Consider the following 17,943-nt stretch of genomic DNA (forward strand, 5'->3'; position numbering starts at 1 on the left):
ATACACAGCCTTCTTTATGGAGACGGATTTTCCAACTTCAATCTTTCAGAATGTCAGGGATCGACTATTATTAAGGCTCTGCAGGGAGGACAGGGCTCATGCAACGATGTCTTCTGCTACTCATCTGCCTGACAGTCACCGCCTGTGGTGGCGGCTCGGGAAGCGGCTCCGGCACCACTGTCGGTCTCTCCGAACGTCCCAGCAATAGTGAATGCCTGGCCTTCTCGCCCTCGGCCGAGGTTCAGTTGACCCCCGTTGCTGACTCGCTTTCGTTTAGTTCGCCCCTGTTAATGATCCCGCATCCGACCCTGAACCAGGTTTTCTACGTGGTTGAACAGGGCGGAGTTATCTACCGCCTGGATCTGGCCACCGACAGTCGCACCCAGCTGGTCGACCTGTCCGAAGAATACTCGCTGGCGACCTGCACCGAATGCGGCCTGCTGGGCATGGCGTTCGACCCGGACTTTGCCACCAACGGCTTTGTTTACCTGTCTTTCACCGAAAACGCCGGCGGTCTGACCTCGTTCGTGGCCCGCTTCGAGTCCACCGACAATGGTGAGAGCCTCCGGGGCGACGGTGCTGGCGGGTTGGAGCGCACCAACCTGCTGACTCAGCAACAACCCTTCAGCAATCATAACGGCGGTCACATTGCCTTTGGCCCGGACAACCTGCTCTACGTGGGTCTCGGGGATGGCGGCGATGCCAACGATCCGGGCAACCGGGCCCAGAGCCTGTCCACCCGTCTCGGCAAGATCCTCAGGATCAATACCGATGGCAGCCCCGCCAACAACGGGGTGTCCGGCTCGGTGCCGGAAATCTACGCCTACGGTCTGCGCAATCCCTGGCGCTGGAGTTTTGACCGCGACACCGGCGAGCTGTGGGCCGGTGACGTGGGCCAGAACCGGTTCGAGGAAATCGATCGGATTACCCAGGGCGGCAACTACGGCTGGCGCTGTTACGAAGGCTTCGAGCGCACGAGCAACAGCTGCAGTGCCTCGGGCCCCTTTATTGATCCTGTGGCCGCCTACGGCCGCTCCGAAGGTATTTCTGTCACCGGCGGCTATGTTTACCGCGGGACCAATATTCCCGCCCTTCAAGGCAATTACCTGTTCTCGGATTTCGGCTCCGGGACGCTCTGGGCGCTGCAACCACAACCGGGCGGCGGGTACGAACGCCGCACCCTGCTGGAAACCGGTCGCAACGTGGCTTCCTTCGCGCAGGACCGGGATGGCGAACTGTACCTGGTGACGTTCTCCGGCCTGTTCCGGATTGACCCGGTCAACGTCGACGTCGAGTTGCCACAGCGACTCTCCGAAACCGGCTGCGTTCAGGCCGATGCTCCCTGGCAACCCGCCGATGGCCTGATCCCCTACCGCCCGATCGAGCCCTTCTGGTCCGACGGCGCCGACAAAATCCGCTACATGGCCCTACCCGACAGCACCCGGATCACCCTGGACGACAGCGGCGATTTCCAGTTCCCCCGGGGCTCGGTGCTGGTGAAAAATTTCACTCTGGCCCAGCGCCTGATTGAAACCCGGCTTTACCTGCACAACGCCGATGGCAGCTGGTCGGGCTACAGCTACCAGTGGGATGAGGCCGGTACCGACGCCGAACTGGTCAGCGGCGGACGGGACGTGGACGTGGGCGGCCAGATCTGGCACTACCCCTCGGCCGGCGAGTGTACCCAGTGCCACACTGCAGCCGCCGGGTTCACGCTCGGACTGGAAACGGCCCAGCTCAACTCCAGTTTCACCTATCCGCAGACCGGCGTCACCGCCAACCAATTGGACACCCTGGCCGCCATCGGCGTCTTCGAGGAGCCGCCAACCTCTGCCCAGCGCAGCCGTCGCCTGAGCCGAAGCACCGACGACAGCGCCGCCATCGATGCCCGGGCGCGCAGCTATCTGCACAGCAATTGCAGCCATTGCCACCGGCCGGGCGGCACCACCCAGAGCTCCATGGATCTGAGGATTACCACTCCGCTCAATGCCACAGGCGCCTGTGGCGTCGCGGCCAGCAATGGCAACCTGGGTCGGGACGACGCTCTGCTGGTGACGCCCGGCGATGCATCCAACTCGCTCCTGCACCTGAGAATGGTCTCGGAAGACAGCAACCGCATGCCGCCCATCAGCACCCTTCAGGCGGACACCCGGGGCGCGCAGCTGGTGGCGGACTGGATCAATCAGTTGCCCGGCTGCAATTGATCCCGGCTTTCCGGTCGGGCAAAAAAAAAGCAGGTTGATCCTGGGGACCAACCTGCTTTGCGTTCCACCTTCTGCCCGGTTTAACCGGCCAGTTCAACCTTGTGGAAGTCGAGCACGTTCTCTTCCGGCGAGCCTTTGATCGCCGCCACCTCGGCGCGTTTCTTCGCCAGAATGTAGGCAAAGCAGCCGAAGTACAGGGCAATCACCAGGGCACCGACCCACTGAATGCGCAGGAAGTCGAGCTGGAACAGCATGGTCAGACCAATCATGGCCAGGAAGTTGAAGACCACGTAGTTCGCCCGACCCAGTCGTTGCGCCGTCAGGTTCAGGTTGTCGGTGTACAGCCGGATCAGCGAATCCAGGGAGTTCACCACCATCAGCACCCCGACGGTAATCATCGCGATGTTGGTAAAGGCCGCCACCTTAAGGCCCTCGTCGTGGTAGTGGAACAGCACCGAGAACCACACGCCGATGGCGATGGACGGCACCACCAGCATCGCAATCAGCAGCTGCCAGGTCCGGATACCGCTGACAAAGCGGGCGGTGAACTGACCAATCATGATGCTCCAGGAGAACCACCACAGCAGGTAGAACTCATGGTAGTCATTGATGGGCAGCAGGAACTGGTGAAGGTTGGTGAAGTATTCGCCCAACAGACCGACGGTCCCGAGGAAATCGCCCGGGGACCCGTCGCCGGTCAGGAACGCCCGTGCCCACATGCCGGCAATGAGGACGATGAACAGGGCGCTGGAGCCAATGCTCAGGATCCGCACGTATTTGATCTTCGAGCTGGAATACACCGCCAGACCAATGGCCGCAAACACAATGGCGTAGAAGGTCGGCACCACCGATTCGCCATCACCCACCTGTGGCAGGTACCAGGGCAGGTTCACCAGCAGCAGATAGGCGGTGAAGGCACAGGTGCCGATGATCACCACGTTGTTGATCACCTTGACCAGGGGAATCTCGAAGAACTTCACCCGCGGCTCGATGATCGCGAAGTAGAAGCAGGTCAGGAAATAGAAGCCCCAGATCAGGAAGGCCCAGAAGCCAAATTCAATGGCCAGCGGGTTGGCGAAGCCATACTCCGGGCTGGCCGAGAGATCGCCATAGCCGCCAAACTCGGTGAGCGGGAACATGATCAGCCCCACATCCAGGCCGGAAGTGAACAGGATGGCGATAAAGGTCAGGGTGCGTACCGGCGTTACGCCGATGCACTGCACGTCCCACCATTTGTACAGAATCAGCGCGATCGCTGCGAAGGTGAAGATCAGGCCTGTGGATAACCAGAGTGTCATGACAGCCTCCGGCGATTTTCATTCATTATAGTGAACAGCATGGGTGTTCCTCCTCTACTTTGAAGCTGTTGCTCGTTCGAATCGGACACAAACCCCCGCGTTGTTTTTTGACGGGCCAGGACTTGCCTATCTGGCGCCCAGGAAACGGCTGGCACAGCCGTCGCGCTGATAGGGAAATCCTGATGGTTTGCAAAGCCCCGGAGGCATTGCACCTCCGGGTGGAAACGGTGCGCAGCGCTAGCCCAGCACCCGCTTGGCCGTTCCCGGTCGCTGTCGCTCCTGCCATTGCCCATCCATGAGCACAGGGGCGTCAGAAGGTTTCAGGGGCTCCCTGCCCCGAATCAGGTCGGCTGCCCGCTCGGCCACCATGATGGTGGGCGCGTTCAGGTTGCCGTTGGGTATGGTCGGGAAGATGGATGAATCCACCACCCGGAGATTCCGGATACCCCGAACCCGGGTCTGGGGATCCACCACCGCCAGCTCGTCCGTGCCCATCTTGCAGGTGCAGGACGGGTGGTAGGCGCTTTCCACCGCCTGCCGGACGAAGGCGTCAATCTCGTCGTCGGTCTGAACGTCGGCTCCGGGCTGGATTTCCGGGCCGCGGTACTCGTCCATGGCCGGCTGGTTGATGATTTCACGGGTCAGACGGACACAGTCCCGGAAACCTTCCCGGTCGGCTTCGTGCTGCAGGTAATTGAAGCGAATACGTGGCGCCTGGGTCGGATCGGCAGATTGGACATGCACCGTGCCCCGGCTTTTCGGCTTGTTGTGGCCGATATGCAGCTGGAAACCGTCACCGGCGAACGCTTCCTTGCCGTCGTAGCGCATGGCCGCCGGCAGGAAATGGTATTGCAGGTCCGGCCACTCGACGCCCGCCTTGGAGCGGATGAAGCCGCAGGACTCGAAGTGGTTGGTGGCACCCAGTCCGTCTTTTTTCAGGATCCAGCGCAGGCCGATCTTGAGCTTGTTCCACCAGTCCAGCTTGCCGTTCAGGGACACCGGCTTGTTGCAACGGAACTGGAAATAAAACTCCAGGTGGTCCTGCAGGTTCTCGCCCACACCGGGCAATTCGTGCTTTACCTCGATCCCGGACTGCTCCAGCACATCGCGCCGGCCTATACCGGAAAGCTGCAACAGGTGCGGTGAGCCAATGGAGCCGGCAGAGAGGATGACCTCTTCCGCGGCTTTGGCCTCGTGCACCTTGCCCCCCTGCTCGTAGCGCACGCCAGTGGCGGTTTTGCCGTCCAGCAGCACTTCGTGCACCAGGGCGTGGGTGACCACGGTCAGGTTGGGGCGTTCCATGGCCGGACGCAGGTAGGCATTCGCGGTCGACCAGCGACGGCCGTTTTTCACCGTCATGTGCATGGCGCCGAAGCCTTCCTGCTGGGCGCCGTTGTAATCCTCGGTGGGGAAGTAACCGGCATCCACCCCCGCGTCCACAAACGCCTGGTACAGCGGGTTCTGCATGTTGTTGCCGTTGTTGACCCCAAGCGGGCCCTGATCACCACGGTAGTCGTCAGCGCCAAAGGCCCAGGTTTCCGCCTTCTTGAAATAGGGCAGCACCTGGCGATAGTTCCAGCCCTCGGCACCCTCGGCTTCCCACTCGTCGAAATCCCGGGCGTGACCCCGGACATAGACCATGCCGTTGATGGAGGAAGAACCACCCAGCACCTTGCCCCGGGGGCAGTGCATGCGGCGGTTGTCCAGATAAGGCTCCGGCTCGGTTTCGAACTGCCAGGCGAACTTCCTGGTGTTCATCGGAATCGACAGCGCGGTGGGCATCTGGATGAAGATGCTCTTGTCACTGCCGCCGGTTTCCAGCAGCAGCACCCGGTGTCGGGCGTCCTCGGTGAGACGGTTCGCCAGCACACAACCGGCCGAACCGGCACCGACAATGATGTAGTCGTAGCGGTTTTCTTTCATACTCGTACTCCGGGTCGGTTCACTGGCTTAAAATGGCGCGTCCAGGTCTTCCATGCCCACGTACACCGACTTGATCTGGGTGTAGTAATCGAGGGTGACCTTGCCATTCTCGCGACCAATGCCGGACAGTTTGTAGCCGCCCACCGGCATTTCCGCGGGTGAGGCGCCGTAGCTGTTGATCCAGCAGATCCCGGCCTGGATCTGGTGAATCACCCGGTGCGCGCGGCGGATATCCTGGGTGAACAGACCGGCGGCGAGGCCGGTGTCGGTGCTGTTGGCCCGGGCGATGACCTCGTCCTCATCGGAGAAGGTGAGCACGGACATCACCGGCCCGAAGATTTCCTCCCGCACGATGGTCATGTCATCGGTGCAGTCGGTGAAAATGGTGGGCTCCACAAAGTAGCCACCCCTGGAGTCCTCCGGCTCGAAGGCCCGGCCACCGTGGGTCAGCGTCGCGCCTTCGGACAGGCCCTTGGCGATGTAATCCAGCACCAGGTCCCGGTGCTTTTCCGAGATCAGGGCACCGAAGTTGGTGTCTGGGTCCATCGGATCGCCCGGTTTGATGTTCTTGCGGGTGCGCTCCAGCAGGCGGTCCATGAAACGCTCGTAGATGTCTTCGTGGACAAACACCCGGGTGCCGTTGGTGCAGATCTCGCCCTGGGTGTAGAAGTTGCCCACCATGGCCGCGGAGATCGCGTTTTCCAGGTCGGCATCGTCAAAGACGATCAGCGGCGACTTGCCGCCCAGCTCCATGGTCACATCCTTCAAGGTGGAGGACGCCGCCGACATCACTTTCTTGCCGGTCGCGACTTCGCCGGTAAACGACACCTTGGCGATGGCCGGGTCGTTGGTCAGCCAGGCGCCGACTTCGGCCGCGCCCTGAACAACGTTAAAGACACCGGCCGGTACACCGGCTTCAAAAAAGATTTCCGCCAGCTTGATCGCGCCCATGGGCGTCTCTTCCGAGGGTTTGAAGATCATCGCGTTACCGCAGGCCAGCGCCGGGGCGGATTTCCAGCAAGCGATCTGGATCGGGTAGTTCCAGGCGCCGATGCCGGCACAGATACCCAGCGGCTCGCGACGGGTGTAATAGAAGTCACCGCCCAGATCCTGCTGGTTGCCCTCAATGGAGGGCGCCAGGCCGGCGAAGAATTCCACGGCGTCAGCGCCGGTGGTCACATCCACGGCTTCGGCTTCCTGCCAGGGTTTGCCGGTGTCCCGGACTTCACAGGCCGCCAGCTCGTCATTGCGCTCACGCAACAGCGCCACGGCCTTCAGCAGGATGCGGCTGCGCTCGATGGCCGGCATCGCCGACCATTCGGCAAAGCCGGCGCGGGCGCTCTCAATCGCCGCCTGTTGCACGGATTCATCGGCCACTTCCACTTCGTAGATCACCTCGCCGGTGGCCGGGTTCACAACTGGAAACACCTCACCGGTGCTGTTGGCCAGGAAACGACCGTGCACAAAGTTCTGAAAACGGGGTACCGAATTGGACATAAAGCGTGAAACCTCAAAGTAATGAATTCGTTGTCTCGGCCTGCGTGAGGGCTTCGTGTACGAAGCGTTTGCACAGGGTCTCGCCGGCCTCGAAGCTCTCCTCCGGATCCAGGCTCAGGGCACTGCGCAACCAGAAGCCGTCGATCATCGCGGCAGTCTGCCGTGCCGCGGCTGTTGCGGCGCCCGGTGCAAGCACCTGGGCAAAGGAGTAGCGCAAATTGCTGTACAATCGCGCGTTGTTGATCTGTTGCAGTCGTTTCAGACCCGGTTCGTGCATGGAACGGGCCCAGAAACTCAGCCAGGTTTTCGCCGCCAGCGCCGAGCGTTGGAACTCGGAAAAATTGGACTCGACGATGCAATTCAGGCGCTGTTCCGGCGATCCGTCGGTCCGTGCCATGCGCTCCCGGAGCTCTTTGCCGAGCTGATCCAGCAAATACCGCAACGCCGCTTCAATCAGGCCCTGCTTGCCGCCGAAATAGTGGCTGATGATGCCCGAGGACATCCCCGCCCGTTTGCTGATGCTGACGATGGTCGTGTTCTGCATCCCCAGCTCCGCAATGGAATGCATGGTGGCGTCGATCAGCTGCTGTTTGCGGGTGTCTTTCACTCCAACTTTTGGCATAGCGACTTCGCTGCTGTTTCCGTATCTTTTTTATTAATTGAACGTTCAATTAAAATAAAGACTACCGGAACGGCGAAGAGCTTTCAACTTTGAGCAAAAAGCAGTCAGGAATCAGGCAGGCGAAACGTCAGCGTTTGCGCCGATAGTCGGCATCGGTCCAGCATCGCGGCAGGGATTCGCCGGACGGGAAGCTCAGCTCGGATTTATCATAGAACTCAGGGTCCTGGGCTTCCTCACCGTAGTGCAAGCTGCCTTTGATACGGGGCTCATGGGGGTCAAACAGGCTCCGGGAATCCAGTACCTCGATCAGATGTCCGGTGGATTTCTCTGCCACAAACATATCGATCTCCTGCTTCTGTCATGTTGGTGTTGCTGTCACCCACCGGGCGGGTCGTCGGTGAAAGCGCTGAGGTGAAAATCGATCGCCTCGTCCACTTCGGCCATGCCTGACACCCTCGGCTCCGGGATGGCTCCGCCGGCAAGAACGCCCAGTACCGATCGCACTCCCCATGCCAGCGACTCGGTGTTATAGCCGCCTTCCAGCACGAACGCGAGACGTCCATCACACAGACGGTCCGCCAGGGACTGGACCACCCCGGTCATGGCGGCAAAGCCTTCGTAGGAAACATTCATGGCAAGGTCATACCAGTGCGCGTCAAATCCTGCCGACACCAGGATCAGATCCGGTTCGAAATACTCCGCCGCCGGCACCAGGATGTCATTCAATGCCTTGAGATAGGCCACATCACCAGAGCCACCGGGCATGGGCACGTTTACCGTGGTGCCTTCCCCGAGGCCGGCGCCGACCTCCTGCAGGCCGCCGCTGCCCGGGTAGAAAGGGGCGGCCCGGTGAATGTCGAAGAACAGGACATCCGGATCGGCCCAAAAGATATCCTGGGTGCCGTTGCCATGATGGGCGTCCCAGTCAAGAATCAGGATACGTTTGCATCCCAGCTCAGCATGGGCGTGGGCTGCCGCTACCGCCACGTTATTGAAAAGGCAGAAACCGCGGGCCCTGACCGGCTCGGCGTGGTGGCCCGGCGGCCGGACCAGCGCAAACGCACTGCGGGAGGCTCCGGAAATGACCGCCTCAACGGCGGCAATCGCGGTACCCGCCGCGACTTCGGCGGCCTCAACGCTGCCCGGTGACACTGCGGTGGTATCCACATCGAGCCAGGCGTTCTTGTTGCGCAGGGAAAAGACGTCGTCCAGGTAGGAGGTGGTGTGTACGCGCGCCAACTGCTCACGGGTCGCGGCTTTGCCAGAGGCAAACCGGACACCGGGCACCGGCTCTCGCTCCAGCAGATCGATAATGGCCCGGATGCGTCCGGGGTGCTCCGGGTATTTCCACTGCACATTCAACCCGGACAGAATGTTCCGAACGCGTTTATCCAGCCGTCCGGGAAGAAACGCCGCGTTTACGTCCGGAGAGTGATTGAGCACTCGCTCGTCGTAGAACACGGTAACCCCTTTAGACTCTGCCACAGTACACCCCGGAATGTCGGTTCATGGGCTCTTGCTCAAGAGCGGATTCCTGAGCACAGCATAGTCCCAAAACCGACGGCGCGACAGTGCCCGGAGCAGGCCCAGGCACAGTTGCCGGTCAGTGATCGTCCGGTGGCGTCCAGATGGGCACATCCTCCTTTTTGGGCTCTTCCCAGTCCTTGTTCATGGCACTGCTCAGAGCCTCCTCCAGCTTCATGAAAAGCTCGCCGTAGCGTGGACTGAAGCCAATGCCCTCCTCAAGTTCCAGCCAGGCGTCAAACAGCTCGTCCTCGTGGGCCTCCTCGTTCTCAACGAACGCCCAGGTCATCTGTTTGGCCCGAAGCGGATGCACCCCCATGGCGGTCAGCGCATGGCCACCCAACTCCAACGCCGAGTGATAGGTTTCACTCACCACGTCGTCGGCGCCGGCCACCCGCAACTGGTAGCTGTGGCCGCGGTCGAACGCCCGCGCCAGTACCCAGACTCCGGGGTAGAATTTTTTCACATGCTCCACAATGCGCAGCGTCCGGTCCCGGTCGTCAATGGCCACCACCAGCAACCGGGCATCCTCAATGCCCGCGGTTTCCAGCAATTCCGGGCGACTGGCGTCACCAAAGAAGCTCTTGATGTTGATGCGACGAACGTTCTCGATCTGCTCGATCTCGTGATCCAGCACCACGATGGGGATGTTATTGGCCCGGAGCAGGCGGCAGACGATCTGTCCGAACCTGCCAATACCGGCGACGATGACCGGTGCCCGGTCGTCAATGGTGTCGGCCTCGCGCTCATCATTCTTGGAACGCCGATACCGGGGGAGAACCACTCGGTCATAGACAATGAACAGAACCGGGGTGAGAAACATCGACATCGCCACCACCAGGGACAGGACCTGTGAGGTTTCCACCGGAATCACGGCGTTCTGCACACTGTAGGTGAGGAGTACGAACCCGAATTCCCCCGCCTGGGCCAGGCCCAGGGTAAACAGCCAGCCATTACTGCCATGAATGCCGAACAACAACGCCAGCACCAGCAGGATCAGCGCCTTCACGGCGATCACGGCAACCCCCAGGGACACAATCGTACCCCACTGGGCCACCAGCACCTCAAAATTGATCCCGGCCCCCACGGTGATGAAAAACAGGCCCAGCAGCAGGCCCTTGAAGGGTTCGATGTTGGCTTCCAGCTCATGGCGGAACTCGCTGTTGGCCAGTACCACGCCGGCCAGGAAGGCGCCCAGTGCCGGCGACAGGTTGACCAGACTCATCAACGCGGCGATACCGATGACCAGCATCAGGGCCATCGCGGTAAACACTTCCCGCAGACCGGACTGCACCACGTACCGGAACATCGGGCGGCTCAGATAGAAGCCACCCACAATCACCAGGGCAACCGCCCCGATCACCACCAGGGCGTGGGCCCAGCCCGGCAGATCAGCCACCAGGCTCAGGCCGCTGTCGTGACCGGCCCCGTCCCCGGACGCCGCCATCAGCTCCGGCAGCGCCAGCAACGGGATCAGGGCCAGCATGGGAATCACCGCGATGTCCTGGAAAAGCAGCACCGAAAACGCACTGCGCCCGCCCTCGGTTCTGGCCAGACCCTTTTCGTTCAGGGTCTGCAACACGATGGCCGTGGACGACAGGGCAAAGATCAGGCCCACCGTCAGCGCGGTTTGCCACTGCAACCCGAGCCACCAGGCCACCGCCGTGCCGGCGGCGGTGGTCAGCACCACCTGCAGTCCGCCCAGCCCCAACAGACGCACCCGCATGGCCCAAAGCGCCTTGGGGTCCAGCTCCATCCCCACCAGGAACAGCATCATCACCACGCCAAATTCCGCGAAATGCTGGATGGTGGTTGCTTCCTGGCCCACCAGGCCGGTTACCGGACCAATCACCACACCCGCAACCAGATAACCCAGAACTGAGCCCAACCCGAGCCGCCTGGCCAGGGGCACGGCGATCACCGCGGCCGCCAAATAAATAAACGCCTGAATGAAATAGGCCGTCATTTCACGAACTCTCCACCTGACACGGGCCGGATTCGATCCGATCTGAGTTTACTGGTATTCATGAAACACAAACGCTCCATGCAACGAAATCCGATAGACCACTGATATCCCGGACTTATAAAGTGTAGTTACGAACAGCTCCCCGAGCATAACCCAACCCACTCCGAAAAGGGCCCGCGCCATGACCACTCTGTATATTGCCAACAAAAACTACTCCTCATGGTCGCTAAGGGCCTGGCTGTTGATGCATGAGCTTGGCATCCCGTTTGAAGAACACATGCTGCCGTTCGGCGATGAAACGGTGTGGGGGGCCTTCCGGGCAGAAGGGGGCAGCGGCAAGGTACCCACGCTGAAGGACGGCAACGTCAGGGTCTGGGATTCCCTCGCCATTGCCGAGCACCTGGCCGATGACTACCCCGAAGTCTGGCCCGCCGATCCCGTCGCCCGGGCCTGGGCCCGCAGCGCGTGCGCCGAAATGCACTCCGGCTTTCAGGCCCTGCGCGACCTGTGCTCCATGAATATCGGCGTGACGGTACGGGTGAACGAGACGCCTCCGGCGCTGGCTCGGGATGTCGGACGCATTGCCGCCCTCTGGCTGGACGGCCTGAACCGGTTCGGCGGGCCCTTCCTGGCCGGCGACCGGTTCACGGCGGTGGACGCTTTCTTTGCCCCGGTGGTGTTCCGATTCGAGGGCTATGGTCTGGAGCGCAACCCCGCCATGAACGGTTACATCCAACACATGCTGGCTTTGCCGGGTATGAAGACGTGGGCCGAGCAGGCCCTGCTGGAACCCTGGATTGATCATGAGCACGAAGGCGACTGCGAGAAGATTGGCACGGTGGTGGCAGACCGGCGCCAATCGATAGCGCCTTGACTGTCACAACACGAGGCAAAAAAACTGCGAGATTTGGCGGTTAGAAAAATTCTGGACGATTCCTGGTTAATAATTCGACAAATGTCAGACAATCGCCTAATTTTTAACCGATGCTCTCTTAGCAAAGGAGGCTAAGACCATGAAACCTGTAATTCCTCTCACTCTTGCAGTCTCCCTATTTGCAGTATCGGGTACTACCTTCGCAGGCAGCGACAGCGGCCTGTACCTTGGCGCCTCAGTCGGTCAGGCTAAAATTGACTTCAGGGATAACCGATCGCTGGATGATGTCGATTTTGACGTGGACTTTGACGACGACGATACCGGTTACAAGATTTTTGGTGGCTATAACTTCGGCCTGATTCCCCTGGTGGATCTGGCGGTGGAAGGCGCCTATGTCGATTTCGGCAGTTTCAATGGCAGTATCGGCACGCTCACCGACGCCGGCCTTGATATCAATGGCTGGACCGGCGCCGGGTTAGCCGGCATCAAGCTGGGCCCCATCGGCCTGTTTGCCAAGGCTGGCGTTATCGCCTGGGACTCCGATTTCAAAGGTGTCAATTTCGACGACGACGGAACCGACCCGCTTTACGGAATCGGCGCCCGGTTCAATCTGTTTTCCTTCCAGCTACGAGCGGAATACGAACGGTACGATCTTGATGACTTCGACATCGACTACTTCTCCGTAGGCGCGGCCTACACGTTCTGAACCCACAACACCGGGCAGTACTCCAGGTACTGGCGGTCCCGGCACTTTCTACTCGTACACCTCATGCAGTGCCAGCACCCCGAAATCCGGCGTCACCCCCAGACCCGGCCGATCACTCAGAGTCATGCGTCCCCCCGACACTTCGGGCGCCCCATCCGCCAGCTGTACTGTATTGTAGTTATGCAAATCGGTGGTATTGAGCAAGGCCCGGGGCGGCGTGCTGGCGGCCAGATGGGCATACGCGGCAGTTGCAATGCCACTGCCCCAGGCATCCTCGATGGTCATGGCAATGCCCGCCTCCACGCACAGGTCCCGGATGATGCGGGATGGTGTCAGGCCGCCAAACTTGCTCACTTTCAGCGCCATGGCATCCATGGCATCGTCCCGGAGCGCACGCTGGACATCGGCCAGGGAGTTGAGGCTTTCATCCAGCTTCACCGGATGCCGGGCCCGGCCCCGGATCGACAGGCATTCCTCGTAGCCGCGACAGGGCTGTTCGAGGTACAGATCCAGATCTTCCAGCGCCCGGGAGAACCGCAGGGCCTCATCGCGACGCCAGGCGGCGTTGATGTCACCCACCCAGACTTCGTCCGGCTGCTTTTTCCTGGCCAGGGTCTGCATCAGTTCGATGTCCTCTTCGACCCGGTGACCCAGTTTGATCTGAATATGTCGGAAGCCCTCGGAGCGATACCGGCTCAACGACGCTTCCATCTCCGCCGGTTCCGCCAGCGGCACGATCCGGTGCAGAGGCATCGACGGGGACAGCAGGCCGCCCAGCAGGATATAGACCGGCAGGCGCGCCGACTTGCCCAACAGGTCCCAGCACGCCATATCGATGGCGGCCTTGGCCACCGCGTGGCCGGTCAGTGCCTGGTCCATGCTTTCGTGGATGCGGGTGATGTGGCGGGGATCGCCACCGATGACGCTGGGTGCGAGTACCGACAGACACGAGGGCAGGCCCTCCGCGAAAGCCGCCATATAGTTCGGTCCGCAGGGGCAGACCTCACCATAGCCTGCCACCCCGGCAGTGGTGGTCAGTACCACGACCGTGCTGGTGAACACCTGATGGGACCGTCCGCCAGCAAAGGCGTAGGCCTTGCCCGTGTACGGCAAGTCGGCGGTGTAAACGGCAATGCTCTCGATGCGCATGGCAAGCCTCCCGTGCCAGGGTGTTGCTGCATCTTCTGAGCATAGTCCGCCGGCACCGGTGCTGCCGTTATTTACCGGGGATTAACGGGATTGGAATAACCGTCGCCTTTCACGCCCAGACGGTCGAGATAGTCGTGCAGCTCGGCTTCGCTCAAATCGACGTATTCCAGCACCCGACCGTAAAGCATGGCGGTGGGCACATTCCGCCCGTTCAGCTCACGCTCGGTCTCGTGGATCACGTAGAGAATCAGTCGCTCGGTTCGGGTCAGGCCGTCGCGAACGTCGGGGATGGTATCGAGAACGGTCTGCCATTGTTCAGGTGTCATAGACGATACCTTACCGGGGGGGGCATTATAGATAAACACCCACACAGAGAGTCTCGTTTATGCCAACCATCGGATGGGTATTCGTCATCCTCGCCCTGGCCCTCATTGTCGGCGGCCTGATGATTCTCCGGAACTCCGCCAACAGCATGCACATCTCCGACGAAAAAATGGACAAAATCCGCAAACGGAAGGCGGAGCAGGAGGCCAGGGAAAAAGCGGAGGATGACTGGAAATAGCAGGCCGGGTAGCTCCCGCACTGGCGCTACCCGGCCTGCCAGTCGTGATACCAGTGCGTGAAATCGTTTGCGGCCAACGGCGGGCAGATATGAAAACCCTGGAAATCCCGGCAGCCGGCCGATTGTAAGGTGGTCAATATACCCGCGTTCTCGATCCCCTCAGCGACCACCTGGAACCCGAGGGCCGAGCCCAACGAAACGATGCCGTTGACCACCGCAAGTTGTTCGGCATCACGGCCATTCGACTGGCTGAATTTCTGGTCCATTTTCAGAGTGTCGGGCGCCAGCTCTACCAGATGATTGAGACTGGACTCCTCACTGCCAAAGTGATCGAGTGCCAATTTGAAGCCCACTGACTTCAACTTTCGAAGTAGCTGCAAAATATTCGTGTCGTCGCCCTTGAATATTTCCGAGGCTGTGATTTCAATCTGGATGGAGCCCGGCGTTAGCCCGTTTTCGGCCGCCGAGCGCATCAGGCGGCGCACGAGCTGGGCCTGACGGCATTGCATGGGCGAGACATTGATCGACAGCGTAATCGGCGGCATGCCCTCATCACCCCACACCCTAAGCTGATGGCAGGCTTCGTTGATGATCCAGTCACCAAGCTTTTCCATCAAGCCGCACGACTCCGCCACCGGAAGAAAATCTTTCGGTCCGAAGCTGGTCCCCGGCCAACGGATAAACGCCTCGACACCCGTTAACTGACCGTGCAAAAGATCGACAACGGGCTGGTAATGGAGTTCGAATTCGCCCTGAGTGAGTGCACGCTTGAAGCGCTTTTCAATAAGGCTGGTTTGTTCTTCACGTTGATTAGCCTCCCTTTCGTAATAACGAACCTGACCATTGCCGGACAATTTGGCCAGGTACATGGCCTGATCGGCCGCCCGGGTCAGTTCATCGGGAGTGGTGCCGTCCTCGGGGTAAAGCGCAACACCAATGCTTGGCGTGGTGTGCAGGACCAGGCCATGCACCTGGTAAGGTCGAGAGAGGACTTTGACGAGGTGTCTGGCGACTGTCGCAGCATCGGAGGGGGCGTGCAGGTGGGAGAGCGCCGCCAGGAACTCGTCGCCCCCCAGGCGTCCGACCGAGTCCTCGTCGCGCACCCCTTCTCTGAGCCTACAGGCAACCTCGATGAGCACCGCATCCCCAACGGCGTGCCCGTGCTGATCGTTGATGGGTTTGAACCGATCCATATCGATGAACAGCACCGCCATGTGCGAGTGCGCCCGTCCCGCACTCGCAATCAGTCGCTCGGTGAACTCGTAAATCAAGGTCCGATTGGGGAGATCGGTCAGATCGTCATGCCGGGCCTTCTCCACAGCCCGTCGCCAGGAGCGACCGGTACTCAGATGCAGCTGGACCCGAGCAAGAAGTTCGGCGACAGAGAAGGGTTTGACGAGGTAGTCATCGGCACCGGAATGCAGTCCTTCCACCCGCGCCTCTTCATCGGCCCTGGCCGAAAGCAGAATGACCGGTAACCGATTAAAGGCCTCAGACGAACGAATCGTCTTCACGAGCTCAAACCCATCAACGTTCGGAAGCATTAGATCGCTGATGACCAAGTCCGGGGGATCCTGGCGGATTGCCTCCAGAGCCTGCTGGCCATCTGCCACGGTTTGCACCCGGCAATAGGGGGAGAGAATATCGTAGAGGTATCGGCGCATATCGGCGGTATCATCGACCACCAACACCCGCGCACTCGTGTCCTCCCGCGAGTGGCCCCCCGGTTTTGACGCGGGCGTGGCGTCTATCCCCAACCACTGCATGGCCTCAGCGATATAGGCGTGGCCCGCCATACTGACGTCGTGTGGCAGTGCGCCGGTCACCTGATCCTCAGGCAGATGGGCTTTCCCTCGCGGCACGCGCACGGTAAACCGGGTACCCTGATCCGGTACACTTTCTGCGGTGATGGTGCCGCTGTGCAACTTGACCAGTTCCCGGACCAATGCCAGACCAATCCCGCTACCCTCATAGGTTCGGCTCGCGCCCTTGGGCGCCCGATGAAACCGATCGAAAACTTTCGGAAGCTCGCTCTCGGCGATACCAATGCCGGTGTCTTCCACGATCAGCTCTATCTGGTCCGCCTGCCAGGTCAAACGAAGGGTGACACGACCGCGAAGCGTAAACTTGAAGGCATTGGACAACAGATTCAGGACGATCTTCTCCCACATCCCGATATCGACATAGGCCGGTTCCGGCGCATCAGGACAGTCGATTTCCAACTCGACGCCTGCCATCTGGAACGCCGATTCAAACATGCTCGCCACTTCCCGGGTGGCTTTCGGAAGATCGACAGGAGCAAAGCTGAGTTGGGGGCGGCCAGCCTCGATCTGGGCGAAGTCCAGTAACGAATTGACCAGTTTCATCAACCGGAGGGCATTACGATGGGCGATTTCAAGCCGCCGGCGATCACTCTTGGAAAGACTGCGGCCCCGGGCCTTGAGCGTTTCCGACACCGGGCCAAGCAACAGCGTCAGGGGCGTGCGTAATTCGTGACTGATGTGAGTAAAGAAGGTCGTTTTTAAACGATCCTGTTCTTCAAGGGCCTCGCTCTGCAATCGCACCCGTTCGTAGGAGAGCGCGTGAGACAATTCTTTCTCAACGGTATAACGCAGCATGGCGAAGAAATTCCGGTACGCCGTGTCCAGCCGTCTGCGGGCGCTGACGCCAACAATCAGGACACCATTGGGAACCGCGCCCTCGGCCACAGTTACCGGCATCAGGAGGGCCTCTTGCACCGGTTCCTCGTAGGGCGAGCAGACAATCCGTACGCGTTCGGGAAGATCGGCCAACTCCGTATTGCCACTGGCAACCAAGGCCTCATCGATCGGCCAGATGGAGTGATTGTCGCGAAGATTGATCGCCGGCACGAGCACGTCGCTGCCGGCCGAATCCAGTCCGCTCGCGGCCCGCAGGTAGGCTTCACGGCCCGAGGGATCGATGAGGTAGAACAGGGCAAACGGCACCTCCAGCTTGTGCCGTTTAAGTGCATTGATTGTTTTGGTAATGGCGCTTTCCAGCGTGTTAGCACCAAAGAAAAGATCCGTAACCGACTGTATAACCCGCAAACGACGTTCGCCCAGTACCTGCTGGGTGAGTTCAGTCACCGGATGAAATATACCGACCACCTTGCCGTTTTCATCGAAGATCGGACTGAAACTCGAGGCGAAGAAGGCTTCTTCCAGATAGCCGGCCCGGTCCAGAAACACGCGCCGATTGGCAACGGGCGACGGCGTGCCGCTGACCGCTGTGGCGAACGCCTCCTCCACCTGAGGCCAGATAGACGCCCACATCTCACGGATGTCCTGCCCCATGGATGCCGGGTGCTTGAAGCCGCAGAAGGCCCGATAACTGTCGTTGTAAATCTGAACGAACCGGGGCCCCCAGGCCACATTGACCGGGAAACTGGTGTTCAGGCAAAGGTTAATGACAGACCGCAGGTTCTGCGGCCAGTCTTGCCGGGGGCCGAGCGGGGTCCCGGACCAATCCATGGACCGCACAAGATCGCCCATCTCGCCTCCGCCCAGCAGCCATTCACCGCTACCAGTGCGCAGCGAGTCAGCAGAGTCGTTTTCCATAAAAACCCACAGGCGCAGCCTAATCTATCGAGCGTTACAC

At 60.5% G+C, this 17,943-nt stretch carries 14 protein-coding genes; 4 read left to right on the forward strand and 10 right to left on the reverse strand.

The annotated features are described in order from the left end of the window. The first annotated feature begins 98 nt into the window (after nt 1-98). Entirely contained in the window at nt 99-2,204 is a 2,106-nt protein-coding gene (locus KZO34_RS09790) for a PQQ-dependent sugar dehydrogenase (RefSeq protein WP_219476077.1), read from the forward strand. 80 nt (nt 2,205-2,284) lie between these two features. Here the strand turns inward: KZO34_RS09790 and KZO34_RS09795 are convergent, their stop codons facing one another. From KZO34_RS09795 to KZO34_RS09825, 7 genes are all read right to left on the reverse strand, one after another. Continuing rightward, nucleotides 2,285-3,502: a BCCT family transporter gene (locus KZO34_RS09795; protein WP_219476078.1), complete on the reverse strand. Its 1,218-nt coding sequence runs from the start codon at nt 3,500-3,502 to the stop codon at nt 2,285-2,287. Nucleotides 3,503-3,739: 237 nt separating this feature from the next. Then, nucleotides 3,740-5,425: a choline dehydrogenase gene (gene betA / locus KZO34_RS09800; RefSeq protein WP_219476080.1), complete on the reverse strand. Its 1,686-nt coding sequence runs from the start codon at nt 5,423-5,425 to the stop codon at nt 3,740-3,742. A gap of 27 nt (nt 5,426-5,452) precedes the next feature. After that, complete coding sequence (gene betB / locus KZO34_RS09805; RefSeq protein ID WP_219476082.1) at nt 5,453-6,922, reverse strand: betaine-aldehyde dehydrogenase; 1,470 nt, start codon at nt 6,920-6,922, stop codon at nt 5,453-5,455. A 13-nt stretch (nt 6,923-6,935) separates the two neighbouring features. Continuing rightward, nucleotides 6,936-7,544 (reverse strand): transcriptional regulator BetI, encoded by a 609-nt coding sequence (betI, locus tag KZO34_RS09810; RefSeq protein WP_219476083.1) that lies wholly within the window; start codon nt 7,542-7,544, stop codon nt 6,936-6,938. A 127-nt stretch (nt 7,545-7,671) separates the two neighbouring features. Beyond that, nucleotides 7,672-7,884, reverse strand: coding sequence for an acetyltransferase (locus tag KZO34_RS09815; protein ID WP_219476084.1), 213 nt, complete (start codon nt 7,882-7,884; stop codon nt 7,672-7,674). Between the two features lie 35 nt (nt 7,885-7,919). Next, entirely contained in the window at nt 7,920-9,029 is a 1,110-nt protein-coding gene (locus tag KZO34_RS09820) for a histone deacetylase family protein (protein ID WP_219476085.1), read from the reverse strand. 118 nt (nt 9,030-9,147) lie between these two features. Next, nucleotides 9,148-11,034: a monovalent cation:proton antiporter-2 (CPA2) family protein gene (locus KZO34_RS09825; protein ID WP_219476086.1), complete on the reverse strand. Its 1,887-nt coding sequence runs from the start codon at nt 11,032-11,034 to the stop codon at nt 9,148-9,150. 181 nt (nt 11,035-11,215) lie between these two features. On the opposite strand from KZO34_RS09825, the gene KZO34_RS09830 reads away from it, so the two are divergent. Both KZO34_RS09830 and KZO34_RS09835 read left to right on the forward strand, forming a co-directional pair. Beyond that, complete coding sequence (locus KZO34_RS09830) at nt 11,216-11,908, forward strand: glutathione S-transferase family protein (RefSeq protein ID WP_219476087.1); 693 nt, start codon at nt 11,216-11,218, stop codon at nt 11,906-11,908. Between the two features lie 139 nt (nt 11,909-12,047). Beyond that, the gene (locus tag KZO34_RS09835) at nt 12,048-12,614 is read left to right on the forward strand and encodes an outer membrane beta-barrel protein (protein WP_219476088.1); all 567 of its coding nucleotides are present in this window, start codon (nt 12,048-12,050) and stop codon (nt 12,612-12,614) included. Between the two features lie 48 nt (nt 12,615-12,662). On the opposite strand, the gene KZO34_RS09840 is transcribed toward KZO34_RS09835, so the two are convergent. Next, the gene (locus KZO34_RS09840; RefSeq protein WP_219476089.1) at nt 12,663-13,763 is read right to left on the reverse strand and encodes a mandelate racemase/muconate lactonizing enzyme family protein; all 1,101 of its coding nucleotides are present in this window, start codon (nt 13,761-13,763) and stop codon (nt 12,663-12,665) included. Between the two features lie 71 nt (nt 13,764-13,834). Then, complete coding sequence (locus tag KZO34_RS09845) at nt 13,835-14,089, reverse strand: hypothetical protein (RefSeq protein WP_219476091.1); 255 nt, start codon at nt 14,087-14,089, stop codon at nt 13,835-13,837. Between the two features lie 59 nt (nt 14,090-14,148). Here KZO34_RS09845 and KZO34_RS09850 point away from each other — a divergent pair, with 59 nt between their 5' ends. Further along, the gene (locus KZO34_RS09850) at nt 14,149-14,325 is read left to right on the forward strand and encodes a DUF2897 family protein (protein WP_219476094.1); all 177 of its coding nucleotides are present in this window, start codon (nt 14,149-14,151) and stop codon (nt 14,323-14,325) included. A gap of 26 nt (nt 14,326-14,351) precedes the next feature. Here the strand turns inward: KZO34_RS09850 and KZO34_RS09855 are convergent, their stop codons facing one another. Next, the gene (locus tag KZO34_RS09855; RefSeq protein ID WP_219476096.1) at nt 14,352-17,903 is read right to left on the reverse strand and encodes an EAL domain-containing protein; all 3,552 of its coding nucleotides are present in this window, start codon (nt 17,901-17,903) and stop codon (nt 14,352-14,354) included. Between the last annotated feature and the right edge of the window lie 40 nt (nt 17,904-17,943).

The organism is Marinobacter sp. F4206 (genome assembly GCF_019392195.1).
Classification (GTDB): domain Bacteria; phylum Pseudomonadota; class Gammaproteobacteria; order Pseudomonadales; family Oleiphilaceae; genus Marinobacter.

What these genes read in the sequence shown, in the direction of transcription:
- KZO34_RS09790 (WP_219476077.1), top strand. Translation starts at nt 99, where the DNA reads ATGCAACGATGTCTTCTGCTACTCATCTGCCTGACAGTCACCGCCTGT.
- KZO34_RS09795 (WP_219476078.1), bottom strand. Translation starts at nt 3,502, where the DNA reads ATGACACTCTGGTTATCCACAGGCCTGATCTTCACCTTCGCAGCGATC.
- betA (WP_219476080.1), bottom strand. Translation starts at nt 5,425, where the DNA reads ATGAAAGAAAACCGCTACGACTACATCATTGTCGGTGCCGGTTCGGCC.
- betB (WP_219476082.1), bottom strand. Translation starts at nt 6,922, where the DNA reads ATGTCCAATTCGGTACCCCGTTTTCAGAACTTTGTGCACGGTCGTTTC.
- betI (WP_219476083.1), bottom strand. Translation starts at nt 7,544, where the DNA reads ATGCCAAAAGTTGGAGTGAAAGACACCCGCAAACAGCAGCTGATCGAC.
- KZO34_RS09815 (WP_219476084.1), bottom strand. Translation starts at nt 7,884, where the DNA reads ATGTTTGTGGCAGAGAAATCCACCGGACATCTGATCGAGGTACTGGAT.
- KZO34_RS09825 (WP_219476086.1), bottom strand. Translation starts at nt 11,034, where the DNA reads ATGACGGCCTATTTCATTCAGGCGTTTATTTATTTGGCGGCCGCGGTG.
- KZO34_RS09830 (WP_219476087.1), top strand. Translation starts at nt 11,216, where the DNA reads ATGACCACTCTGTATATTGCCAACAAAAACTACTCCTCATGGTCGCTA.
- KZO34_RS09835 (WP_219476088.1), top strand. Translation starts at nt 12,048, where the DNA reads ATGAAACCTGTAATTCCTCTCACTCTTGCAGTCTCCCTATTTGCAGTA.
- KZO34_RS09840 (WP_219476089.1), bottom strand. Translation starts at nt 13,763, where the DNA reads ATGCGCATCGAGAGCATTGCCGTTTACACCGCCGACTTGCCGTACACG.
- KZO34_RS09845 (WP_219476091.1), bottom strand. Translation starts at nt 14,089, where the DNA reads ATGACACCTGAACAATGGCAGACCGTTCTCGATACCATCCCCGACGTT.
- KZO34_RS09850 (WP_219476094.1), top strand. Translation starts at nt 14,149, where the DNA reads ATGCCAACCATCGGATGGGTATTCGTCATCCTCGCCCTGGCCCTCATT.
- KZO34_RS09855 (WP_219476096.1), bottom strand. Translation starts at nt 17,903, where the DNA reads ATGGAAAACGACTCTGCTGACTCGCTGCGCACTGGTAGCGGTGAATGG.